Consider the following 23508-nt stretch of genomic DNA (forward strand, 5'->3'; position numbering starts at 1 on the left):
CAGGTTCAGGCATGGGGTCGAATGTGGATGCCTTCATCCACAGCTCAGTGTTTGCATGCGGTACCCCTGTTCCTGAGGCATTTGGGCGATGTCCAGTTCCAGCTGGCATTGCGCATCTGCCGCCTCGCTCCAGCGCACGCTCACCTGTTGGTTGGGCTGGGTCGTCGAGAGCATCACCATGCCGGCTTGGCCAACTACACCCAGCGATGTGCCTGCGCTATCGGAGACCTGCGCGCCGAATGGCACTGGCTGGCCCTGGGGGGTATGCAGGGTGAGTACCAGGCGGTTGACCTTGCGCACTTCGAAGCGCTGCTTGACCACCGCGCCACGGCGCGGCACGACCTGCGCGCTGCCGTTATCGATCTCGATTTCCGGCCCCAACTGGTCGGTTTGCAGGACAAGCTGGTTGCGCTTGTAGGGGCTCAGGTTGGGCACGAGGGCAAAGCCGCGTGCGTTGGTGCGTACGCTCGAGGCGCTCTGCACGCCCACGTCAGGTGTATTGGGCACTTCGACCAAGCCGATGGTTTCGCCAAGGCTCGGGCCGAATTCGACGCCATCGGCGTGGGCCAGCAGCGAGCCGCTGGCGTTGAGCGACAGGCTGCGATAGTCGGGGCCAACGCTGACACCGGCGCCCAGCGAGGCGCTGGGCGTCTGGTAGCCCAGGTTCAGGCCGAGGGTTTGTCGTTGTCGCTCGTCACGACTGACGCTGGTGTTGTAGCTGAGGCGATAGTCGTTGGCGCTGCCGTTCATGCTCACGCGTTGGCGATTGCCGAGGGCGCTGTGCTGGGTGTCGAAATACAGGGTACTGCTGTGGCCGAAATCCAGAGGCAAGGAAATGCTCAGCCCCACTTGCCGATCGCTGCCACGCCTGGCAGTACGCAGCGACTGCGAAGCATGCAGGCCATAGCTGACCTTGTTGTGGGAGGTATTGAAGGAGAGACGGAACTGGCGTTCCACGTCCGCGCGCTGCCAGTAGTCCTGCTGGGAAAATGTCAGGTTGAACGAGCTGCGTGTGCCGAGGCGCTGGAGAATCGTGGTATCCAGGCGGCTACGGCGGCTGCCGGTGAAACGGGAGTCATGGCTGCGCTGGCTGACCCATTCATCGAAATCGCGGTAGCCTTCGGTCGAATAGCGATAGCCGGCGAAGCGCAGGTCGGTGCCTGTGCCGAATGTCTTGCTGTATTTCAACGCAAAGCTTTGGCCTTGCACATCGCTGGCGCTGTCGAATTGGCTGTTGGCGTGGGTTACGTCGAATGCCAGTGCGCCCAGGCTGCCCAGGTCACGGGCGACGCCGACGGCGTGGGCCAGGTAGCCTTCGCTGACCATCAAGCCTCCGTAGAGTGTGGTGTGCCAGGGCGTACCGTAGGCCAGGGTGCCTTGCCAGAGTGTGGGAGTGTCCAGGTCGCCGGCCGGGTTATAGCGGCCCAATGCCGCGTTGTAGCGCCATACGCCCGGGCGTAGCAGGTTGTCGATGTTGGCGTAGGGTTGGGTGAAGCGGCGCACCTGGCCATCTTCCTCGGTCAGCACGACCTCCAGTTCGCCTGTGCCGCCGACGCTCAGGTCGTCGATGGCGTAGGGGCCGGGGCTGACATAGGTGGAGTAGATGGGGTAGCCGTTCTGCAGAACCTCGAGCTTGGCTCGGGTTTGCGCGACACCGCTGATGATGGGGGCATAGCTGCGCATGATGTTCGGCAGCATGTCGAGGTCGGACGCGATGCGGGCACCCAGTATCGGTACGCCACGAAAGACCTCGCTACCGGTGAAGGTCTCGCCCAGGGTGAAGGTACCCAGGGTGCCGGGAAGGTCGCTCTGGGCGTAGGTATAGGCGCGGGTCCAGCTGCGTTTGCCATCGCTGTCCTGGCGCCAGGCCTGGCTGCTGCGCAGGCGCCAATCGCCGAGGTTCAGGCCGCTGTTCAAATACAGGTCGTAATGGTTGGTGCTGCCCTGGATACGGCTGTCCCGTTGCTGGGTGGATACCTGGTAATTGGCGAACGCTGCGGAAATCCCGCTGTCCCAGCGTGCTGGGTCGACATAACCGGCTATTTCCCGGCGCAGGGCAATGTGTGGAATGGATACCGCCACACGCAGTGCGGCGCTGTCGAAGTCCACCCGGGCTCCAGGAACGACGGTGGGTAGATCCAGGCAGGCTTGCTCGAGCAGGGCCGGGTCTGGCAAGGCATCCAGGCGCAGGCCCAGCTCACCCAGCAGGGCTGGCGAAAGACAAGGTTGCAGGCGGTTGTGCCCAGCGGCCAGGGAAAAGTCCAGTTCCCGCTGCCCGACCAAGGTGGAGTTGACCTGTAGCTCGGCCAAATAGCGGCCAGGGCCCAAGGCATGCTCGTTGGCCAGCGCGTTTAGGGCGGCAGTGGCGGTAGCGCCACTCAGGCCCGCCCGGTGCAGGAAGCTTGACTGGAACTCGACCGTGGGCTGTTCGCTTGGGGCTGCCAGGGCTGCACTACCGGGCATGCCGATGATCAGCAGGCAAAGTCGGTGCAGCCGCAAGCGCCCCCGCGCCTGGTGCGCAGAAGTCATAGATCGTTTCTCCGTGAGAGTGTCGCGAGGCGATCAGGGCGTGCCGTGCACCGGCAAGGACACGGGTGCACTGTTGCTGCCATAGTCGGTGATCACCGAAAAGACAGCCTGCAGACCATGGGCGGGCAGGCCGCTAGGCATGGGGTAGGTTTGCTCGCTCATGGGCGCAATCATGTCGACATCCGGGACGGCGAGTTGCCGGCCTGCGGCTTCGAGGTCCAATCGGCTGAACGTGAAGTAGAACGGGGAGGGGTTATGCACATGCAAGTGCGCTTTACCTTCAACGGTAATAAGCGAAAAGCGCAGGTCCTTCAGGTGCTCCGTGACGGGCCCTGACAAATGGCTGGGGCGATAGAACAACTTGATCCGCGTGCGCAAGGCGATGTTCAGGGCATTGCGCTGTCCCGGTACGGTTTGTGGAATCTCCTGCAAATTGAAAAAGAACAGCGACTCACGATCGGCCGGCAAGTCACTCGGAAGGTGGGCGATTTGCACGGTGCGCTCTTTGCCGGGGTCAAGACGAAACAGTGTCGGAGAGGCCGTGAAGGGCACGGCGGTCGTCGTATCGTCGGCACGTGTGTTCACCCACGCTTGTGCCGCATAGGTGCGTTCGCTGGGGTTGGCGACAATGATCGACGTGCTGCGCTTGCCGCTCTCGTAAATGAGGCGTGTGGTATTGAGCGTGAGTGCGGCATGGGCGCTGGAAAAAGAACCCAGCACGGCGAGCAGGCAACTGATTGAAAGTGCGCGCGTATAGGGAAAAGAGAGCATGGTGTTCAACGATACTGGAAGAGTATGGTCCAGGCGCAGGGTGCGCCTGGTAAGGGTTAGATCAATTCGACGGTAATATCGATATCGCCCTCGACCCGCCCTTCACCCACGCTGCCGGTGGAAACGAGTTCTGCGCTGTAATTGAACAGCCCAGTGCCGATGTCATACTCGTTTTCAGTGCCAGGCTGGAGGGCGGCGTTGGTGTGGTCCTTGATTCGAATGCCAAGCCCGGTCGCCAAGTCAGGGCCGCTTTTTATGCCAAACAGGTTCGTGCCCGGAGAGGTCTCCTTCGAGGTGAACGTAAACTTGGCTTTTGTCAGGGAGGCGTCGCTGCAGGTCGGGTCGCCCCTGTCCACCTTGAGTTGGAAATTCTTGGGCGCAGAGGCGTCGCCCGAGCTCTTGAATACCGAGGTGGACAGTTTTTCGAAGTCCACGGAACCGTTGACCCCACCAGGCCCGATTACTTCGATAGGGCAAGTGCCGCCATCATAGATTTCGCCCTTGAATTGAATGTTGCCGCTACCGGTAGAGGCGAAGGCGCTGGTAGAGGCTAGCCCCAGGGCCAATGCCATGAATGCTTGTTTCATTTGCTTACCTAGATATGAGTTGTGTTGGTAATCGCGTGAGCGCTATTCCGGTGTAGTCACAAGTGACTGCAACTTCCGGAACGGTGGCAAGCTTAAGGGCGGCGAGGGAGAGGGTATGTAGGTATAGCGGCGTGAGTTGTTCGAATCGAAGACTTATTTCTGTAAGTGCATTTACCTATGGCATAGGGTTAAGGCGCTGGGGCTGTCTTGAAACCACGGTGCAGTCCATACCCGGCACGCCAACTATGGACTGCACAACCGTCACTCCGTCTGCCGGTTCATGCCCAATTCCATGTCATCGATCAGCGCCTTGGCCATGGCGCTGAGGATGCGCGCCGAACTGCCGGCGATCAGGTCGCTCTCCATCTCGGCTTCGCAGGTGAGGTGGCGAATGCAGCCGAGCAGCACCGACAGCTCGCTGAAGGCGTGCTGGAACGAGATTCCTGGCTGGATGCGGTAGAGCTCCATGCAAGTGGTGCGGCCTGCGGTGCTCCAGGTGGTAGGTTTGTCCTGGGCTTCTGCCTGGCCGGGGGCTCGGCTGATGGTGTGAAGGGATGCGGGTGGGGGATCCGGGACGAGTTTTTTCATGGTGAAACTCCAGTGCGTGACGGGAGCGGCCATCTAGATCTTTCTCACGGATAAAGGTGGCAGCCGTACGCGGGGTGAGAAACCGGTGCACTGAAGCCGGCCAGACCGAAGTCTGCCCGCGCATGGCCGCCATAAAGCGATTGCCTTGGCAGTGCAGGTCGGGTTCTCACACCCGGTCACCCATTTGGGCGACCGGTTGACGTTATCCCTGAGGTATTTCCCCGACAATGAGGCTACTTCCAGCAAGTGCGTAGGATAGGTCTCTAAAGAATTATCCTGAAGCTTTTGGTTTCAGGTTCGGAAATGTCTTACCTGGTGGCCGGTAAGGCATGGCCGGGCAAGCCCGGATCGCGGGCGTCGGTCTTGAGATGGAGGGGGCTGTGAGATCGAGCGCCGCCCGCGCGGCGCATCGCGAGCTGCGCTCGCTCCTACGTCTGTTTACGGCCAGTAACGCCTGTGACAGGCGCGCGCGACCGCCTGGTCCGTACGACACAATTTCGCGTCTGGCACCAAAGCATCCGCGCGAAAATCCCACAGGATGAACTGGCCCGAAACAAACGTAGGAGCGAGCGTAGCTCGCGATGCGCCGCGCGGGCGGCGCTCGATCTCACAGCCCACAAAGCCGCCGCGACGAACTTACCCCCGATCTTGAAGTAAACTGCTCCACCTGCACATTCATAAGGACATCGCCATGCTGAAGATCTGGGGCCGCAAGAATTCGAGCAATGTGCGCAAGGCGCTGTGGACCGCCCATGAACTGGGCCTGGATTTCGAGTCGATCGACGCCGGTGGTGCCTTCGGCGTGGTCGACGAACCCCACTACCGCGCCCGTAACCCCAACGGCCTGGTGCCCATGCTCGAAGACGGCGACCTGGTGCTATGGGAATCCAATACCATCGTGCGCTACCTCTGCGCCCAGTATGGCCGCGACCAGGGCTGGTACCTGGACGACCCCCGCCAGCGCGCCCAGGCGGACAAATGGATGGACTGGACCACGTCGTCCTTCGCCACGCCGTTCCGCCCGCTGTTCTGGGGCCTGCTGCGCACCCCCGAGGCGCAGCGCGACTGGGTGGCGATCAATGCCGCGCAAAAGCAATGCGCCCAATTGCTGTCGATCGCCGACCAGGCCCTGGCGCAGCAGCCCTATCTCTCGGGCCAGGAAATCGGCATGGGCGACATCCCGCTGGGTAGCTTCATCTACGCCTGGTTCGAGATGCCCATCGAGCGCCCGGACATGCATCACCTGCGCGCCTGGTACGAGCGCCTGCGCGAGCGGCCGGCCTACCAGGCGGCGGTGATGACGGCATTGACCTGAACACCTCGGCTGCTTCGATAGTCATTATCGATACACATGACTGTACTTGTGCGGCCAGGCCTTGCACCATGGGCCGCACTCACTGCGCCAGTGACTTGACCTGGCGTGTCCTGAACCCTTTTTCGGTACCTGACCCGCTATGAGTTCCGCCCTGTCCATACGACAGCTGACCAAGACCTACGGCAACGGCTTCCAGGCCCTCAAGGGCATCGACCTGGACGTTTCCGAAGGTGACTTCTTCGCCTTGCTCGGCCCCAATGGCGCCGGCAAGTCCACCACCATCGGCATCCTCTCGACCCTGGTGAACAAGACCAGCGGCACGGTGAACGTGTTCGGCCACGACCTGGACCGCGAGCCCGCGGCGCTCAAGCGCTGCCTGGGCGTGGTACCCCAGGAGTTCAACTTCAACCAGTTCGAGAAGACCTTCGATATCGTCGTCACTCAGGCCGGCTACTACGGCATCCCGGCCAAACAGGCCAAGGAGCGCGCCGAGCAGTACCTGACCCAGCTGGGCCTGTGGGACAAGCGCGACGTGCAGTCGCGTTCGTTGTCCGGCGGCATGAAGCGCCGCCTGATGATCGCCCGGGCGTTGATCCACGAGCCGCGCCTGCTGATCCTCGACGAGCCCACCGCCGGGGTGGACATCGAGCTGCGCCGTTCGATGTGGAGCTTCCTCACCGAGCTGAACCAGAAAGGCATCACCATCATCCTGACCACCCACTACCTCGAGGAAGCCGAGCAGCTGTGCCGCAATATCGGCATCATCGACCACGGCACCATCGTCGAGAACACCAGCATGCGCAAGCTGCTGGGCAAGCTGCACGTAGAGACCTTCGTGCTCGACCTCAAGCAGGACCTGCCCCAGGCACCGGTGCTGCAAGGCTACCCGTGCCGCCTGATCACCCCCCATACCCTGGAGGTGCAGGTGGACAAGGACATGGGCATCACCGCGCTGTTCGGCCAGCTGGCCCTGCAGAACATCGAAGTGCAGAGCCTGCGCAACAAGACCAACCGACTCGAGGAGCTGTTCGTGTCCCTGGTGGAGAAAAACCTGTCGAAGGTGGCGGTATGAGCGTGGAACTGCGTACCAACTGGGTGGCCCTGAACACCATCGTCTACCGCGAAGTGCGGCGCTTCCTGCGCATCTGGCCGCAGACCCTGCTGCCGCCGGCGATCACCATGGTCCTGTACTTCGTGATCTTCGGTAACCTGATCGGCCGGCAGATCGGCGACATGGGTGGCTTCACCTACATGGAATACATCGTGCCGGGGTTGATCATGATGTCGGTGATCACCAACTCCTATGGCAACGTGGTCTCGAGCTTTTTCGGCAGCAAGTTCCAGCGCTCGATCGAGGAGCTGATGGTCTCGCCGGTGTCGCCGCACACGATCCTCGTGGGCTATGTGCTCGGTGGCGTGCTGCGTGGCCTGGCGGTCGGGGTGATCGTGACCCTCCTGTCGCTGTTCTTCACCCAGTTGCAGGTGCATCACTTGGGCGTGACCGTGGTGGTGGTGCTGTTGACCGCGACGATCTTCTCGCTGCTGGGCTTCGTCAACGCCGTGTTCGCACGCAACTTCGACGACATTTCGATCATCCCGACCTTCGTGCTGACACCGCTGACCTACCTGGGCGGGGTGTTCTACTCGATCAACCTGCTGCCGCCGTTCTGGCAGACCGTGTCGCTGGCAAACCCGGTGCTGCACATGGTCAACTCGTTCCGCTACGGCATCCTAGGGGTGTCGGATATCCGTATTGGCACGGCGATCACCTTCATGCTGGTGGCCACCGCGGTGCTCTACGTGCTGTGCGTGCGCCTGCTGGTCAGCGGCCGCGGCATGCGCGCCTGAGGCGCGTTCCCCCTTGCGCCGGCGCCACTGCCGGCCCACCCACCAGCGCCAGTACAGCATGGTGGCGAAGTAGGCCAGTGCACCCAGCACCAGGCCGCAGACCACCGAACCGAGCAGGAAGGGTTGCCAGATCGTCGACAGCTGGTCGGTGACCCACTGCACGGTGATTTCGTCGGGCAGGCTGCGCGGCGGCACCTGCATCAGCCAGGCGCCGGTCATGTAGGTGACGAAGAACACCGGTGGCATGGTCAGCGGGTTGGTCAGCCAGACCAGGCTGACCGCAATCGGCAGGTTACCCCGCAAGGGAATGGCCAGGCTTGCCGCCAGCAGCATCTGCATGGGCATGGGAATGAGCGCCGCGAACAGGCCGACGCCCATGGCCCGCGCCACCGAATGACGGTTCAGGTGCCAGAGGTTCGGGTCATGCAGCAATTTGCCGAAAAAGCGTAAGGATTTGTGTTCCCGAATGCTGGTCGGATCTGGCATGTAGCGTTTGAACAGGCGGCGAGGCATGTAGGCTCCCGGCGGGTTGATGGGGGAAGTATGCCTTTTTTCCCTGACCGCCTTGTTCAGAGTTTGTGACAATTGTTGAGCAAGGGGTGGCGCCATTTTCGGCTATGCCTCAGAAGGTCGTTTCGCTTCTGGGGCTCTAACTCATGCGCACAGGGATGTTTGCGCTCGCACTCGGGTTGTTGAGCCTGGGTGTTCTGCCTGCCTTGCCATCGGTCGGTTGGTGGGCGGTTTTGCTGGTGCTGGGCCTGGTAGGCCTGTGCAGCCGGGCATGGCCATTGGGGTGGTTTCTGCTCGGCGTCTGCTGGGCGTGCTGGTCGGCGCAGGTGGCATTGGATGACCGCCTGGCTCCCGCACTCGATGGTCGCACCTTGTGGCTCGAAGGGCGGGTAGTGGGGTTGCCGATCCAGGCGCCGCACAGGGTGCGCTTCGAATTGGAGGATGCGGTCTCGCGTCGTGCCGGGCTGCCACGACGCCTGCAACTGAACTGGTTCGATGGCCCCGACATCCGCGCGGGCGAGCGCTGGCGGCTGGCTGTCACGCTCAAGCAACCCCATGGCCTGCTCAACCCCCACGGCCCGGACCGGGAGGCGGCCTTGCTGGCGCGGCGCATCGGGGCGGTCGGTACGGTCAAGGCCGGCCATCTGCTGGAGGCGGCGCCAGGCAACTGGCGAGACGGGTTGCGTCAACGGTTGCTGGCGATCGACGCCCAGGGGCGCGAAGCCGTCCTGGTCGCGCTGGTGCTGGGGGATGGTTCGGGTCTTTCCCAAAGCGACTGGCGGGCCTTGCAGGCCACCGGCACGGTGCATCTGATGGTGATTTCCGGCCAGCATATCGGTTTGGTGGCCGGGTTGGTCTATGGCCTGGTGGCGCTGCTGGCGCGCCTGGGGGCCTGGCCGGCACGCCTGCCCTGGTTGCCCTGGGCGTGTGCGCTGGCCCTGGTCGCCGCCTTGGGCTACGGCTGGCTCGCAGGCTTCGGGGTGCCGGTGCAGCGGGCCTGCCTGATGCTCGCGGTGGTACTGCTGTGGCGCCTGCGTTTTCGCCACCTGGGCGTATTCACACCGTTGCTCATGGCCATGTGCGGTGTCCTGCTGGTCGAGCCGCTGGCCAGTTTGCTGCCGGGCTTCTGGCTCTCGTTCGCCGCGGTCGGGGTGCTGACCTTCTGCTTCGCCGGGCGGCTGGGGGCTTGGCGACCCTGGCAAGCCTGGAGCCGGGCGCAATGGGTGATTGCGGTCGGCCTGCTGCCGCCATTGCTGGCGTTGGGGCTGCCGATCAGCCTGACGGCTCCGCTGATGAACCTGGTGGCGGTGCCCTGGATCAGCTTCGTGGTGCTGCCGTTGGCCTTGCTCGGCAGTGCGTTGTTGGCCGTTGGCGCATTCGCAGAAGGGCTGTTGTGGCTCGCTGGGGGCTCGCTGGATGCGTTGTTCGAGGTGCTGGGCTGGGTGGCGAGCCGGCGTCCGGCCTGGCTGCCGCCGGCCTTGCCGCTGGGGGCGTGGCTGCTGGTTTGCCTGGGCGCGATGCTGGTGCTCCTGCCTCGGGGGATCCCGCTGCGGGGCTTGGGTGGCGTGATGTTGCTGGCGCTGTGGACGCCCCGGGACCACGTGCCCCACGGGCAGGTGGAGGTGCTGCAGCTGGATGTCGGGCAGGGCCTGGCCGTGCTGCTGCGCACCCGCCACCACAACCTGCTCTACGATGCCGGGCCCGCCAAGGGCAGCAGCGACCTGGGCGAGCAGGTCGTGTTGCCGACCCTGCGCAAGCTGGGCGTGAGGCAACTGGACCTGATGCTGATCAGCCACGGCCATGCCGACCATGCCGGCGGCGCCGCGGCCATCGGTCGAGGCCTACCGATCGCCCAGGTACTCGCCGGCGAGCCTGGGCAGCTGGCGGCCGAACTGGGGGCGCTGCCGTGCGCCAGCGGTGAGCGTTGGCGCTGGGATGGGGTGGACTTCGCGCTCTGGCAATGGCCACAGGGGCCAGACAGCAACGAGCGATCCTGTGTGCTACGGGTCGAGGCGCAGGGCGAGCGCCTGTTGCTGGCAGGCGACATGGAGGCCGGCGCCGAGCGGGCCTGGCTGGCCGCGACCGAGTCGCCGCGTATCGACTGGCTGCAGTCACCTCACCATGGCAGCCGCAGCTCGTCCACCGAGCCGTTCATCCGGGCCTTGGCGCCGCGTGGCGTGTTGATTTCGCGCGGGCGGTACAACGGTTTCGGGCACCCGCATCCGCAGGTATTGGAGCGCTATCGGCGGCATGGGTTGAGTGTGCATGACACTGCGTTGGAAGGGGCGTTGCGTTTGCGGCTGGGAAGCCATGGGGTAGTGGAGGGCATGCGGGAGCAGAGGCGGTTCTGGCGGCAGGTGCAGTGAGTTATGCAGTATTGACCCAATCGCGGGACAAGTCGGACCGCCGCACCGCGGCTCCCACAAGTGTTGAGAGCGGCGCAATCTCGGTGAGAGCTGGCGACAGCCTGCGATGGGCTGCAAAGCAGCCCCGAGCCTCGAACGTGGAGCCTCTCCAGACTCAAGGGGCCGCTTTGCGGCCCATCGCAGGCTCCGCCAGCTCCCACCGGGTGGCCTGCGACTGAGCCGATTCCCTGACCTCCGGCAGATGAGCCCCTTGCGCGGCTATGGTAGAGTGCAGGCCTTTTTCCAAGGGGATGCTTACTGTGTGGGAATTGGTCAAGTCCGGTGGTTGGATGATGCTGCCGATCATTCTGAGTTCCATCGCCGCCATGGCTATCGTCGCCGAGCGCCTGTGGACCCTTCGCGCCAGTCGCGTGACCCCGCCGCACCTGCTGGGCCAGGTGTGGGTGTGGATCAAGGACAAGCAACTGACCAGTGACAAGCTCAAGGCCCTGCGTGCCGATTCGCCGCTGGGCGAGATCCTCGCCGCGGGCCTGGCCAACTCCCGCCATGGCCGCGAGATCATGAAGGAGTGCATCGAGGAGGCTGCTTCGCGGGTCATTCACGATCTGGAGCGGTACATCAGCACCCTGGGTACCATCGCCGCCATGGCCCCGCTGCTGGGCCTGCTGGGCACGGTACTGGGCATGATCGATATCTTCAGCGCCTTCATGGGTTCACAGATGACCGCCAACCCGGCCGTGCTCGCCGGCGGTATCTCCAAGGCCCTGGTCACCACCGCGGCTGGCCTGATGGTCGGTATCCCGGCGGTCTTCTTCCACCGCTTCCTGCAACGGCGCATCGATGAGCTGGTGGTCGGCATGGAGCAGGAGGCGATCAAGCTGGTCGAGGTGCTGCAGGGCGACCGCGAAGTCGAAGTGGCCGGAGGCAAGGCGTGAAGTTCCGGCGCAACCGGCAACGGGAGAACGTCGACATCAACCTGGCGTCGCTGATCGACGTGGTGTTCGTGTTGCTGCTGTTCTTCGTGGTCACCACCACCTTCACCCGCGAGACCCAGCTGCGCGTCGAGCTGCCCGAGGCGGTCAGCGCCTCCCAGCCGCCGGCGGAGGAGGGCAAGCGCGTGGAAGTCACCATCAGCGCCGATGGCGTGTACTCGGTGAACAACCACTTGCTGCCCAAGAGCGACCTGGCGACCCTGACCGAAGCCCTGGAGCGTGAGTCCGGCGGCGACATCACCTTGCCGCTGTCGATCAGCGCCGATGGCAAGACCCCCCACCAGGCCGTGGTCACCGCGATGGATGCGGCCGGCGAGCTCGGCTTCAGCAAGCTGCGCATGACCACGGTCGAGGCGGCGCAGGGCACGCCCTGATGGCCTTCGCCGACCGCCTGCTCGCTGCCTGGTACACCGGGCACCCGGCCCTTGCGCTGCTGCGACCGCTGGAAGCCTTGTACCGGCGCGTGGTCTTGCGCAAGCGTGCACGTTTTCTCAATGGCCAAAGCGCCAGCTACCGTGCGTCGGTGCCGGTGATCGTGGTGGGTAATATCACGGTGGGCGGTACCGGCAAGACACCGATGATCCTCTGGTTGATCGCGCATTGCCGCCGCCAAGGCCTGAAGGTCGGCGTGGTCAGCCGTGGTTACGGCGCCACGCCGCCCAGCGTGCCTTGGCGGGTCCGGGCCGACCAGGACGCGAGCCAGGCTGGGGACGAACCCTTGTTGATCGTGCAGCGCACCGGTGTGCCGCTGATGATCGACCCCGAGCGCTCCCGCGCTGTGCAGGCCCTGTTGGCCAGCGAGCCGTTGGACCTGATCCTGTGCGACGACGGCATGCAACACTACCGCCTGGCCCGCGACCTGGAATTGGTGCTCATCGATGCCGCCCGTGGCCTGGGCAATGGCCGCTGCCTGCCGGCCGGGCCGTTGCGCGAGCCCGTCGAGCGCCTGGCCGAGGCGGACGCTGTGCTGTACAACGGCGCCGAACATGACCGGGACGGCGGCTTCGCCTTCGGTCTGCAGCCGACGGCGCTGGTCAACCTGCGCAGCGGCGAGCGCCGCCCCCTCGAACATTTTCCGCCAGGCCAGGCCGTGCACGCCGTGGCTGGCATCGGTAACCCGCAGCGTTTCTTCAATACCCTGCAGGGGCTAAACTGGCAGCCGATACCGCACCCCTTTGTCGACCATGCGCAGTTCAGCGCCCAGAACCTGGCATTCAGCCCGGCCTTGCCGCTGGTGATGACCGAGAAGGATGCGGTGAAGTGCCGGGCCTTCGCTGCCGAAGACTGGTGGTACCTGGCCGTGGATGCGGTGCCATCCCAGGCCTTCGCCGCCTGGTTCGATGGGCAGTTGCAGCGGCTGCTGCCTGGGCGCCCCGCACCTCAAGATTCTTAACTTTTCGGCCTCTGGCCTCGTAAGGAAGCCTCCATGGACACCAAACTGCTCGATATCCTGGCCTGCCCGATCACCAAGGGCCCGCTCAAGCTCAGCGCCGACAAGACCGAGCTGATCAGCAAGGGCGCTGGCCTTGCCTACCCGATCCGCGACGGCATCCCGGTGATGCTGGAAAGCGAAGCGCGCACCCTGACCGATGACGAGCGCCTGGATAAATGAGCCTGAACTTCACCGTGGTGATTCCCGCCCGCCTGCGCTCCACGCGCCTGCCGGGCAAGCCGTTGCTGCCGATCGCCGGCAAGCCGATGGTGCAGCATGTCTGGGAGCAGGCGCGCAAGAGTGGCGCCGGCCGCGTGGTCATCGCCACCGATGACGCCAGCATCGTCGAGGCCTGCCAGGCCTTCGGCGCCGAAGTCCTGCTGACCCGTGCCGACCATGAGTCGGGCACCGACCGCCTGGCCGAAGTGGCCGCGCACCTGCAATTGCCTGCCGATGCCATCGTGGTCAATGTCCAGGGCGACGAGCCGTTGATCCCACCGGTGATCATCGACCAGGTGGCCGCCAACCTCGCGGCCCATCCTGAGGCCGGCATCGCCACCCTGGCCGAGCCGATCGCCGAGCCGGAAACCGTCTTCAACCCCAACGCGGTGAAGGTGGTCAGCGATAAGAATGGCCTGGCCCTGACCTTCAGCCGCGCACCGCTGCCCTGGGCGCGGGAGGCGTTCGCCAACACCCGCGACCGCGTGCCCGAGGGTGTGCCGTACCGCCGTCACATCGGCATGTACGCCTACCGTGTGGGCTTTCTCCAGGACTTCGTTGGCTGGGGCCCATGCTGGCTCGAGCAGACCGAGGCGCTGGAGCAGCTGCGTGCCCTGTGGCACGGGGTGCGCATCCATGTCGCCGATGCCATCGAGGCGCCGGCGGTCGGTGTGGACACACCTGAAGACCTGGAGCGCGTACGGCGCTTGCTGGAGGCCTGATGCGCGTTCTGTTCGTCTGCCTGGGCAACATCTGTCGTTCGCCGACTGCCGAGGGCGTGCTGCGTCACCAACTGCAGGCCGCAGGCCTGGCCGAACAGGTGCACGTGGCGTCTGCCGGCACCGGTGACTGGCATGTGGGCAAGGCGCCCGACAGCCGTACCTGCAAGGCGGCCCTGGCGCGTGGCTACGACCTGTCGCGCCAACGTGCCCAGCAGGTCAAGGCCGAGCATTTCGGTGATTACGACCTGATCCTGGCCATGGACAAGAGCAACCTTGGCCACCTGCAGGCCATGCGCCCGCATACCGCCCGCGGCGAACTCGACCTGTTCCTGCGCCGCTATGGTGCGGCCCTGGATGAAGTACCAGACCCTTACTACGGCGGCGCCGAAGGTTTCGAGCTGGTCCTCGACCTGATCGAGGCGGCTTGCCGGGAGCTGGTCGTGGAAATCAAGGGGCGGCTATGACGGCGAGTTGGCAGGAGCGGGTATCGCTCAAGCCCTACAACACCTTCGGCATCGACGTGTGCGCACGGTATTTCACCCAGGCCCATGACGACGGCGAAGTGCGCCAGGCCCTGGCCGAGGCTGCCGAGCGGCAGGTACCGGTGCTGGTGATCGGTGGCGGCAGCAACCTGCTGCTGACCGGTGATATCGACGCCCTGGTGCTGCACATGGCCAGCCGTGGTCGCCGGGTCGTGCAGGAGGACGGTGACCGGGTAGTGGTCGAGGCCGAGGCCGGTGAGCCTTGGCATCCTTTCGTGCAATGGTCCCTGGAGCAGGGGTTTTGCGGCCTGGAAAACCTCAGCCTGATTCCTGGCACCGTGGGCGCTGCGCCCATGCAGAACGTCGGCGCCTACGGGGTGGAAATCAAGGACGTGTTCGCCGGGCTGACCGCATTGGACCGGGAAACCGGCGAGCTGCGCGATTTCGCGCTTGATGAGTGCGCCTTCGCCTACCGCGACAGCCTGTTCAAGCGTAACCCTGGGCGGTGGTTGATCTTGCGGGTACGTTTCGCCCTCAGCCGGACCTTGAGGGCTCACCTGGACTATGGGCCTGTGCGCCAGCGCTTGGCCGAGCAGGGCGTCGAAGCGCCTACCGCCAAGGCCATCAGCGAAGCGATCTGCAGCATTCGCCGGGAAAAACTGCCAGACCCGGCCGAACTGGGCAACGCCGGCAGCTTCTTCAAGAACCCGGTGGTTCCGGCGGCAGTGGCAGAACGCATTCGTGAGCACTACCCGAACGTGGTGGCTTATCCACAACCCGACGGCCAGGTGAAACTGGCTGCCGGCTGGCTGATCGAGCAAGCTGGGTGGAAGGGCTATCGGGATGGCGATGCCGGGGTGCATCGCCTGCAGTCGCTGGTGCTGGTGAATTATGGCCAGGCGACGGGTGCCCAGCTGCATGATCTGGCGCGTAGGATCCAGGCCGACATCTTCGAGCGCTTTGGTGTGGTGCTGGAGATGGAGCCGAACCTGTACTGACCGTGTTGCCGATGCTGGCCCCAATCGCCGGCAAGCCGGCTCCCACAGCGTAGTGTGGGAGCCCGCTTGCCGGCGATTGGGGCTGATACATCTTGTACGGGTTCATCCCGTTCCAGCAGCTCCTCGACGACTAGCCTGATAGGCAGAACAGTAGTAGGAGCAGGCATATGGATCGCCCCCATTCCAACCGGCTGAGGTTCGGCCGATTCTCCGAATCGAACAGGCTGTACCTTCTCACCAGTACGACGCTGCACAGGGCGCCGGTATTAAACGGGTTGCATTCTGCTCGCCTGGTCGTCACTGAGTTTCGTAACGCTCAGAAGGAAGGCGCTGTGCGGTCTCTGGCATGGGTAGTCATGCCTGATCATTTCCACTGGTTGATCGAACTGGGTCCTTTGAGCCTGGAGGTGTTGATGCGCCGAGTGAAGTCTCGCAGCACCCAAGCTATCAATAGGTATCAAGGGCGCAACGGGCGGCTCTGGCAAAAGGGGTTTCATGATCGGGCACTTCGGCGGGAGGAGGATGTGCAGACCGTGGCGCGTTATATAGTCATGAACCCGAAGCGAGCAGGGCTGGTCGAGCGTATCGGTGATTACCCGCACTGGGATGCGATCTGGCTTTGAACAAGGGGTTCGTCTTCATCGCCGGCAAGCCGGCTCCCACAGGATGAGTGTTGGTGCTGTACTTGTGGGAGCCGGCTTGCCGGCGATTGGCCAGGGCAGGCAACACAAGACGGTAGAAATGAAAAAGCCCCGCCAGTTCGCACTGGCGGGGCTTCTTCATTCAGCCGATGGCATCAACCGTGGTTAGGCTTTTGCGCTTCGGTGGTTTCCAGCGCCTCGGGCTCCTGGGCTGCTGCAGCGGCCTTGGCGGCAGCGGCGGCGGCTTCGGCTTCGCGCTTGCGGCGACGCACTTCGCGTGGGTCGTTCGGGGCACGGCCGTTGGGCAGCATGACAGTGGCCGGTTCGACCGGGGCCGGTGCCTCTGGCTCTACCGCTGCAGGCGCAGCTTGGGCAACGACCGGAGCGGGTTCGACCCCTTCAGGCTTGGCTTCGGCGACCTCGGCAACCGGCTCAACGACCGGCGCTTGCTCTGGCACTTGCTCGGTGGCAGAGGCTTTCTCGGCTTCGCCGGACTCAACGGCCGGTGCTTGTGCGGCAGTCTCGACGGCAGGGGCTTCGACAGCGGGCTGTTCAGCCGTTTCCACGACAGGTTCGGCACCAGGCTCGACTACGGCAACCGGTGCGCTGACAGGCTGCTCTACCACTGGGGCGATAGCGGCTTGCTCGACCTGGGTAGCCGGCTCTGCGGCAACCTGTTCAGCCGGCAGGGCGATGACTTCACCTTCGGCAACCGTGGCGGTGGCCTGTTCGGCCTGCTGGTTGGCCTGGGCTTCGGCGTCGGCGCTGATGTTGCTGGTGGCGACCGCGGCAGTCACGGCCAGGCTGGCAGCCAGTTCCGCGCCCAGCTCGGTGGCCTGGTGCTGCGGTGCTGCCTGCTCTTCGCCGGTAGCGTCCTCGTCTCCGCCTTCGATCAGTTCGCCGTTGGCGTTGCGCTGACGTTCGCGACGGTTGCTGCGACGACGCTGGCCACGGGAGCGGCGGCGTGGGCGTTCGCCATCGGTGCCTTCCTGTTGCTCATCCTGCAGCAGCTCTTCGTTGGGCAGTTGCTCCTCGGCGGCCTCGGCAGCTTGCTCGGCGGCACGCGGCTGGCGCTCTTCGCGTGGTGGACGCGGCTGGCGTTCTTCACGCTCGGCACGCTCTTCTCGCGGAGCACGTTCTTCACGCGGGGCACGTTCTTCACGTGGAGCACGTTCTTCACGCGGTGCACGTTCTTCGCGTGGAGCGCGTTCTTCACGCGGTGCACGTTCTTCGCGAGGCGTACGCTCTTCACGCGGTGCGCGTTCTTCGCGGGTTACGCGTTCTTCGCGTGGCGCACGTTCTTCGCGCGGCTGGCGCTCCTCGCGGGCGGCCGGTGCGGCGTCCAGCGGTTCACGCAGCTCGCGTACACGCTCTTCGCGGTTGCCACGGCGGTCTTCGCGTGGCTGGCGCGGCTGGCGCTCTTCACGGGGTGCGCGTTCCTCGCGAGGTGCACGTTCTTCACGCGGTGCACGCTCTTCGCGTGGCTGGCGCTCTTCACGCGGGGCTCGCTCGCCACGCTCTTCGCGCGGCTTGCGCTCCTCATCGCGGCGGCCGTTGCGATTGCGGCTCTGCTGACGGCCGTTGCGACGTTCTTCGTTACGCTGCGCGCGCTCGGTGGCAGGTTTCTCGGTGGCAGCAGCCGGAGCGGCAACAGGCTCTTCCTTGCCGGCGAACAGGCTGACCAAAGACTTGACCAGGCCTTTGAACAGGCTCGGTTCAGGTGCGCTTGGCGCCGGCGCGGCGGGGGCTGCTGGTTGCGGTTCGGGCGTGGCCGGTACAGGGGCGTTGGCGCGGGCCGGAGCGGTCTTCACTGCAGCTTCCTGGCGAACCAGGGTGCGGGTGGCGGTCGGCTGCGGCGCTTCTTCGGTTTCGGCGGCGGCGATCTCGTAGCTGGACTGGCTGTTGAGCACGTCCGGGTTGTCGTCGCGCAGGCGCTGGACTTCGAAGTGCGGGGTTTCCAGGTGATCGTTCGGCAGGATGATGATGCGCGCACGGGTGCGCAGTTCGATCTTGGTGATCGAGTTGCGCTTTTCATTGAGCAGGAAGGCGGCCACCGGGATCGGTACCTGGGCGCGTACCTCGGCGGTACGGTCCTTGAGGGCTTCTTCCTCGATCAGGCGCAGGATTGCCAGAGACAGCGACTCGACGTCGCGGATGATGCCGGTGCCGGAGCAGCGTGGGCAGACGATGCCGCTGCTTTCGCCAAGCGATGGGCGCAGGCGCTGGCGGGACATCTCCAACAGGCCGAAGCGCGAAATGCGGCCAACCTGGACGCGGGCACGGTCGGCCTCGAGGCATTCGCGTACGCGCTCTTCCACGGCGCGCTGGTTCTTCGCCGGGGTCATGTCGATGAAGTCGATGACGATCAGGCCGCCGATGTCGCGCAGACGCAGCTGGCGGGCGATTTCCTCGGCCGCTTCCAGGTTGGTCTGCAGGGCAGTTTCCTCGATGTCGCTACCCTTGGTGGCGCGCGCCGAGTTGATGTCGATGGAAACCAGGGCTTCGGTCGGGTCGATGACGATGGAGCCGCCCGACGGCAGGTCGACCACACGCTGGAAAGCGGTCTCGATCTGGCTTTCGATCTGGAAGCGGTTGAACAGCGGGACGCTGTCTTCGTACAGCTTGACCTTGCTGGCGTACTGCGGCATCACCTGGCGGATGAAGGTCAGGGCTTCTTCCTGGGCGTCGATGCTGTCGATCAGCACTTCGCCAATGTCCTGGCGCAGGTAGTCGCGGATGGCGCGGATGATGACGTTGCTTTCCTGGTAGATCAGGAACGGCGCGGCGCGGTCCTGGGACGCTTCCTTGATGGCGGTCCACAGTTGCAGCAGGTAGTCCAGGTCCCACTGCATTTCTTCGCTGCTGCGGCCAAGGCCGGCGGTGCGCACGATCAGGCCCATGTCACCCGGGACGGTCAGGCCGTTGAGGGCTTCGCGCAGCTCGTTGCGCTCTTCGCCTTCGATGCGGCGGGAAATGCCGCCGGCACGCGGGTTGTTGGGCATCAGCACCAGGTAGCGGCCGGCCAGGCTGATGAAGGTGGTCAGGGCGGCGCCTTTGTTGCCGCGCTCTTCCTTCTCGACCTGGACGATGACTTCCTGGCCTTCGCTCAGTACTTCCTTGATGTTGACGCGGCCTTCGGGCGCCTTCTTGAAGTATTCGCGGGAGATTTCCTTGAGTGGCAGGAAGCCGTGGCGTTCGGAGCCGAAGTCGACGAAGGCGGCTTCGAGGCTGGGTTCGATCCGGGTGATCCGGCCTTTGTAGATGTTGGCCTTCTTCTGCTCGCGCGCCCCGGACTCGATATCCAGGTCGTAGAGGCGTTGGCCATCCACCAGGGCTACACGCAACTCTTCGGGTTGAGTCGCGTTAATCAGCATTCTTTTCATGTTGTACCGTCGGTTTCCGGGCTGCCGGAAACGGCGTTCGGCACACACGACTGCTCATGGTCGGTGCCAAGGTGCGCAAAGGGTGGCGGGCCACCCCCGTGTCCAGCGACGTTCGGCACCAGCCGGTTACCCAGCCTGCCGTGGTCGCGACGACGCGTCCTGTTTGCTGCGATGCCAAAAAGACCTGTGGTATCCGAATCAACCATACAGGCCCCGTGCACTCAGTCAGGAGGAGGAATCAACCGTCGGCCGTGGACGCCCGGAGGGCATCTGTCCAGGACCGGGTCCGCTCATCGGCCAAACAAGGGGCCGGTGGCCGGACGCGGTGCTACACGGTCCGAGGGCTGTGCATCTCCACCCTGCACGTATCCTGATCATTCGGGTGCTGCCGCGCGCTGAATCCGCAACGGGTTGCATTTTTCGCCAGCTCCGATTCGGGAACTGGCGCCATTCATATCCAAGGCAGGTATTTCCGAAGCATTCGCCGGGCGATGCGTGCAAGCGCCGGAGCGGGCAGAGGTACGGCGAAAAGAAGCGGGTAAGCAGGTGAAATACCGCACTTGTCGTTTTTTTTCGGTCTTCTCTACACAGCGCTGGTGGCGATTCCAGGCATTTCGGTAAACTGGCGAAAACCCCGTAGGACGGCCTCGCGTCCTCGAGAATTGCGATGGTCAGGGGCGGGCCTGGAGCCTGCTGCCGCTGGCCTGCCGCTTTTGGCGGCGTTCGCGACTATAGCAGTAATGATTAAGTGCTTCAATTCCATAAAAAATTGTTATGATTCCTCCATGACGACCAATACCCCCCCGACTTCCGGCGTACAGCTGATCGAAGTCGCGCCGGAGCTTGCCGGCCAGCGCATCGACAATTTCCTCATCACGGCCCTCAAGGGCGTGCCCAAGACCCTGGTCTACCGCATCCTGCGCAAAGGCGAGGTGCGGGTCAACAAGGGGCGGATCAAGCCCGAGTACAAGCTCCAGGCCGGCGATATCGTGCGCGTGCCGCCGGTGCGCCTACCCGAGCGTGACGAGCCGGCCCCGGTTGGCCAGGGGCTGCTGCAGCGCCTGGAGGCGGCCATCGTCTACGAAGACAAGGCACTGATCGTGCTCAACAAGCCGGCCGGCATTGCCGTGCATGGCGGCAGCGGCCTGAGCTTCGGGGTGATCGAGGCGCTGCGCCAGTTGCGCCCGGACGCCAAGGAGCTGGAGCTGGTCCATCGCCTCGACCGTGATACCTCCGGTCTGCTGATGATCGCCAAGAAGCGCAGCATGTTGCGCCACCTGCACGCGGCCCTGCGTGGCGATGGTGTCGACAAGCGCTACATGGCCCTGGTGCGCGGCCATTGGCCGACGTCCAAGAAGCAAGTCAGTGCGCCGCTGCAGAAGAGCAACCTGCGTTCGGGCGAACGCATGGTCGAAGTCAACGAAGAAGGCAAGGAGGCGCTGACCCTGTTTCGCGTGCTGCGCCGCTTCGGCGACTTCGCCACCCTGGTCGAGGCGCGTCCGGTGACCGGACGCACCCACCAGATCCGTGTGCACACCCTGCATGCAGGGCACAGCATCGCCGGCGACAGCAAGTATGGCGACGAGGACTTCTCCAAGGAGATTCGCGACCTGGGCGGCAAGCGCCTGTTCCTGCACGCCTATGCCCTGACCGTGCCGCTGCCCGACGGCGGTGAGCTGAAGGTCGAGGCGCCGGTGGACGAGGTATGGGCCAAGACCGTGGAGCGTTTGAGTGCGACCTGATTTCCCATGAACAAACCTTATGAGCTGTTGATCTTCGACTGGGATGGCACCCTGGCCGACTCCATCGGGCGGATCGTCCTGGCCATGAACAGTGCCGCCGAGCGTGCCGGCGAGGCGCCCAGTGATGAAGGTGCGATCAAAGGCATCATCGGGCTGGCCCTGGGCGAGGCGATCGCCACGCTGTACCCGCATCTGGAGGTTGGTCAGGTCGAAGTGTTCCGCCAGCACTACGCCGATGTGTACATGGCGCTGGACCAGCAGCCTTCGCCGCTGTTCGAAGGCGTGGTGGAATCACTGGAGGCGTTCCGTGCCGAGGGTTATCGCCTGGCGGTCGCCACCGGCAAGGCGCGCCGTGGGCTGGATCGAGTGCTCAAGGCCAATGGCTGGGAGCGTTACTTCGACATCACCCGCGCCGCCGACGAAACCCGTGGCAAGCCGCACCCGCTGATGCTCGAGCAGATCCTTGCCCATTGTCAGGTCGAACCGCAGCGTGCATTGATGGTCGGAGATTCGGCGTTCGACCTGCAGATGGCCAGCAATGCCGGGATGCATTCGGTCGCCGTGGGATATGGTGCCATGTCCTTGGAGGCCTTGAGCGAGTTCGGCCCGCAGGTGTGCATCGATCATTTTTCACAGTTGCGTGAGTGGCTGGCCACATCGCGCACCCATTCCAAGGTAGGTGAGCATGGCTGACGAGTGGCGGGCACCCGAGCCCGAGGGCTCCGGGGACAACGACGAGCGCAAGAGCTGGAAGCTGCTGGAGAAGACCCTGCTGGCAGGTGTGCAGGAGCAGCGTCGGGCACGGCGCTGGGGGATCTTCTTCAAGCTGCTGACCTTCGTCTACCTGTTTGGCATCCTGCTGTTGTTCACCCCGTTGATGGACATGGACAAGGCGGCTTCGCGCAGTGCCAGCCATACCGCCTTGGTCGAGGTGCGCGGCATCATTGCCGACCAGGAGCCAGCCAGCGCGGACAACATCGTCAAGAGTCTGCGCGAAGCGTTCAAGGACCCGAAGACCAAGGCCGTTGTCATGCGCATCAACAGCCCGGGCGGCAGCCCGGTGCAGGCGGGCTACATCTATGACGAGATCCGTCGCCTGCGCGGCGAATACCCAGCGATCAAGCTCTATGCGGTGATCGCCGACCTGGGGGCGTCGGGCGCCTACTATATCGCCAGTGCGGCCGACGAAATCTATGCCGACAAAGCCAGCCTGGTGGGTTCGATCGGTGTCACCGCGGCCGGTTACGGTTTCGTCGGCACCATGGAGAAGCTTGGCGTGGAGCGGCGTACCTACACGGCCGGCGAGCACAAGGCCTTCCTCGATCCCTTCTCGCCGCAGAAGCCTGAGGAAACCGAGTTCTGGCAGGGCGTGCTGAACACCACCCATCAGCAGTTCATTGCCATGGTCAAGCAGGGGCGGGGTGATCGGCTCAAGGACAAGGAACACCCCGAGCTGTTCAGTGGCCTGATCTGGTCGGGTGAGCAGGCCAAGGCCCTGGGGCTGGTGGATGGCCTGGGCAGTGCCAGCTATGTGGCGCGTGAGGTCGTGGGCGAAAAGGAGTTGGTGGACTTCACGGTCGAAGAGTCGCCGTTCGATCGCTTCTCCAAGCGCCTGGGGGCCAGCGTGGCCGAGCGCCTGGCCATGTGGATGGGGTTCCAGGGCCCTGCCTTGCGCTGACCTGGGGTCGGGGCCGCTGTGCGGCCCTTTCGCGGCACAAGGCCGCTTCTACCAGGAAGGGCGATGCCTGGGCGCTTCAGGGAACCTGCACGCCTTCTTTCAGCAGCATGTCCACCAGGCGGATCAGCGGCAAGCCGATCAGGCTCGTGGCATCGCACCCGTGGGTGCTTTGGAACAGGCTCACGCCCAGCCCTTCAGCCTTGAAGCTGCCTGCGCAGTCCAGCGGCTGTTCGACCCTCACATAGCGCTCCACGCGTTCACGGTCCAGCTCCCGAAGGTGTACGGTAAACGGCACGCAGTCCACCTGGCAGCGGCCGGTAGCGCTGTTGTACAAGGCCAGGCCGGTGAGGAAGCTGACCTGTTGCCCGCTGGCGGCCAGCAGTTGCTCGCAGGCGCGTTCGAAGGTGTGCGGCTTGCCCAGGATCTGTTCGCCGAGGACCGCCACCTGGTCGGAGCCGATGATCAGGTGGTCGGGGTGGCTGCTCGCCAGGGCCTCGGCCTTTTGCCGGGCCAGGCGGCGAACCAGGTCGACGGCCGGTTCGTCATCCAGGCGCCGCTCGTCTATGTCGGGGCTTGCCCAGGTGAAGGGCAGGCGCAGGCGCTCGAGCAGTTCGCGCCGGTAGGGGGAGCTGGAAGCCAGTAACAGGGGAAGCATGATAGACTCCTGGGCAGATGACCCCGATTCTAACATGCGTGATGCTGCCG

At 64.4% G+C, this 23508-nt stretch carries 22 protein-coding genes; 15 read left to right on the plus strand and 7 right to left on the minus strand.

Features of this window, described 5'->3' with window-relative positions; all coding sequences use genetic code 11:
- Positions 1–33: 33 nt before the first annotated feature.
- The 4 genes from ACXHGZ_RS05625 to ACXHGZ_RS05640 form a co-directional block, all read right to left on the minus strand.
- Positions 34–2529 carry a fimbria/pilus outer membrane usher protein gene (locus tag ACXHGZ_RS05625; protein WP_480462802.1) on the minus strand — a complete coding sequence of 832 codons (2496 nt, stop codon included), beginning with the start codon at positions 2527–2529 and terminating at the stop codon, positions 34–36.
- Between the two features lie 33 nt (positions 2530–2562).
- Positions 2563–3300 (minus strand): fimbrial biogenesis chaperone, encoded by a 738-nt coding sequence (locus tag ACXHGZ_RS05630; protein WP_480462803.1) that lies wholly within the window; start codon positions 3298–3300, stop codon positions 2563–2565.
- Positions 3301–3356: 56 nt separating this feature from the next.
- Positions 3357–3887, minus strand: a complete 531-nt coding sequence (locus tag ACXHGZ_RS05635) for a fimbrial protein (protein WP_480462805.1) — start codon at positions 3885–3887, stop codon at positions 3357–3359.
- A 261-nt stretch (positions 3888–4148) separates the two neighbouring features.
- Entirely contained in the window at positions 4149–4355 is a 207-nt protein-coding gene (locus ACXHGZ_RS05640; RefSeq protein WP_480463996.1) for a DUF3077 domain-containing protein, read from the minus strand.
- 811 nt (positions 4356–5166) lie between these two features.
- Between ACXHGZ_RS05640 and ACXHGZ_RS05645 the strand changes: the two genes are divergently transcribed.
- From ACXHGZ_RS05645 to ACXHGZ_RS05655, 3 genes are all read left to right on the plus strand, one after another.
- Positions 5167–5790, plus strand: coding sequence for a glutathione S-transferase (locus ACXHGZ_RS05645; RefSeq protein ID WP_480462806.1), 624 nt, complete (start codon positions 5167–5169; stop codon positions 5788–5790).
- A gap of 139 nt (positions 5791–5929) precedes the next feature.
- Positions 5930–6862, plus strand: coding sequence for an ABC transporter ATP-binding protein (locus tag ACXHGZ_RS05650; RefSeq protein WP_084855009.1), 933 nt, complete (start codon positions 5930–5932; stop codon positions 6860–6862).
- Positions 6859–7638: an ABC transporter permease gene (locus tag ACXHGZ_RS05655; protein ID WP_084855010.1), complete on the plus strand. Its 780-nt coding sequence runs from the start codon at positions 6859–6861 to the stop codon at positions 7636–7638. Before ACXHGZ_RS05650 ends, ACXHGZ_RS05655 begins: the two co-directional genes overlap by 4 nt.
- On the opposite strand, the gene ACXHGZ_RS05660 is transcribed toward ACXHGZ_RS05655, so the two are convergent.
- On the minus strand, positions 7522–8151 hold the full coding sequence (locus ACXHGZ_RS05660; RefSeq protein WP_143515168.1) for a DUF2062 domain-containing protein: 630 nt from the start codon (positions 8149–8151) through the stop codon (positions 7522–7524). The genes ACXHGZ_RS05655 and ACXHGZ_RS05660 overlap by 117 nt on opposite strands.
- A gap of 143 nt (positions 8152–8294) precedes the next feature.
- Here ACXHGZ_RS05660 and ACXHGZ_RS05665 point away from each other — a divergent pair, with 143 nt between their 5' ends.
- The 9 genes from ACXHGZ_RS05665 to ACXHGZ_RS05705 all read left to right on the plus strand — a co-directional run bounded on the left by ACXHGZ_RS05665 (position 8295) and on the right by ACXHGZ_RS05705 (position 15982).
- Positions 8295–10514 (plus strand): DNA internalization-related competence protein ComEC/Rec2, encoded by a 2220-nt coding sequence (locus ACXHGZ_RS05665; RefSeq protein WP_480462807.1) that lies wholly within the window; start codon positions 8295–8297, stop codon positions 10512–10514.
- A 299-nt stretch (positions 10515–10813) separates the two neighbouring features.
- Positions 10814–11449, plus strand: coding sequence for a flagellar polar localization protein PocA (gene pocA / locus ACXHGZ_RS05670; protein WP_084855012.1), 636 nt, complete (start codon positions 10814–10816; stop codon positions 11447–11449).
- On the plus strand, positions 11446–11880 hold the full coding sequence (gene pocB, locus ACXHGZ_RS05675; RefSeq protein ID WP_480462809.1) for a flagellar polar localization protein PocB: 435 nt from the start codon (positions 11446–11448) through the stop codon (positions 11878–11880). The genes pocA and pocB overlap by 4 nt, the downstream gene beginning before the upstream one ends.
- Complete coding sequence (gene lpxK, locus ACXHGZ_RS05680; RefSeq protein WP_480462810.1) at positions 11880–12899, plus strand: tetraacyldisaccharide 4'-kinase; 1020 nt, start codon at positions 11880–11882, stop codon at positions 12897–12899. Before pocB ends, lpxK begins: the two co-directional genes overlap by 1 nt.
- Positions 12900–12932: 33 nt before the next feature.
- Entirely contained in the window at positions 12933–13118 is a 186-nt protein-coding gene (locus ACXHGZ_RS05685) for a Trm112 family protein (protein ID WP_003247142.1), read from the plus strand.
- On the plus strand, positions 13115–13879 hold the full coding sequence (gene kdsB / locus ACXHGZ_RS05690) for a 3-deoxy-manno-octulosonate cytidylyltransferase (RefSeq protein WP_480462811.1): 765 nt from the start codon (positions 13115–13117) through the stop codon (positions 13877–13879). The genes ACXHGZ_RS05685 and kdsB overlap by 4 nt, the downstream gene beginning before the upstream one ends.
- Positions 13879–14343 (plus strand): low molecular weight protein-tyrosine-phosphatase, encoded by a 465-nt coding sequence (locus ACXHGZ_RS05695; RefSeq protein WP_480462813.1) that lies wholly within the window; start codon positions 13879–13881, stop codon positions 14341–14343. The genes kdsB and ACXHGZ_RS05695 overlap by 1 nt, the downstream gene beginning before the upstream one ends.
- Positions 14340–15359, plus strand: coding sequence for a UDP-N-acetylmuramate dehydrogenase (murB, locus tag ACXHGZ_RS05700; protein ID WP_480462814.1), 1020 nt, complete (start codon positions 14340–14342; stop codon positions 15357–15359). The genes ACXHGZ_RS05695 and murB overlap by 4 nt, the downstream gene beginning before the upstream one ends.
- 167 nt (positions 15360–15526) lie before the next feature.
- The gene (locus tag ACXHGZ_RS05705) at positions 15527–15982 is read left to right on the plus strand and encodes an REP-associated tyrosine transposase (protein WP_084855018.1); all 456 of its coding nucleotides are present in this window, start codon (positions 15527–15529) and stop codon (positions 15980–15982) included.
- A gap of 173 nt (positions 15983–16155) precedes the next feature.
- Here the strand turns inward: ACXHGZ_RS05705 and rne are convergent, their stop codons facing one another.
- Positions 16156–19383 carry a ribonuclease E gene (gene rne / locus ACXHGZ_RS05710; protein ID WP_480462816.1) on the minus strand — a complete coding sequence of 1076 codons (3228 nt, stop codon included), beginning with the start codon at positions 19381–19383 and terminating at the stop codon, positions 16156–16158.
- Positions 19384–20168: 785 nt separating this feature from the next.
- Between rne and rluC the strand changes: the two genes are divergently transcribed.
- From rluC to sppA, 3 genes are read left to right on the plus strand one after another with little or no spacing between them, the layout of a single operon-like run.
- Positions 20169–21125: a 23S rRNA pseudouridine(955/2504/2580) synthase RluC gene (rluC, locus tag ACXHGZ_RS05715; RefSeq protein WP_480462818.1), complete on the plus strand. Its 957-nt coding sequence runs from the start codon at positions 20169–20171 to the stop codon at positions 21123–21125.
- 6 nt (positions 21126–21131) lie between these two features.
- The gene (locus ACXHGZ_RS05720) at positions 21132–21818 is read left to right on the plus strand and encodes an HAD family hydrolase (RefSeq protein WP_480462820.1); all 687 of its coding nucleotides are present in this window, start codon (positions 21132–21134) and stop codon (positions 21816–21818) included.
- Positions 21811–22803: a signal peptide peptidase SppA gene (gene sppA, locus ACXHGZ_RS05725; RefSeq protein ID WP_480462822.1), complete on the plus strand. Its 993-nt coding sequence runs from the start codon at positions 21811–21813 to the stop codon at positions 22801–22803. Before ACXHGZ_RS05720 ends, sppA begins: the two co-directional genes overlap by 8 nt.
- A 76-nt stretch (positions 22804–22879) precedes the next feature.
- Here the strand turns inward: sppA and ACXHGZ_RS05730 are convergent, their stop codons facing one another.
- Positions 22880–23458, minus strand: a complete 579-nt coding sequence (locus ACXHGZ_RS05730) for a Maf family protein (protein WP_480462824.1) — start codon at positions 23456–23458, stop codon at positions 22880–22882.
- Positions 23459–23508 lie beyond the last annotated feature (50 nt).

It is taken from the genome of Pseudomonas shiyinii, assembly GCF_056725765.1.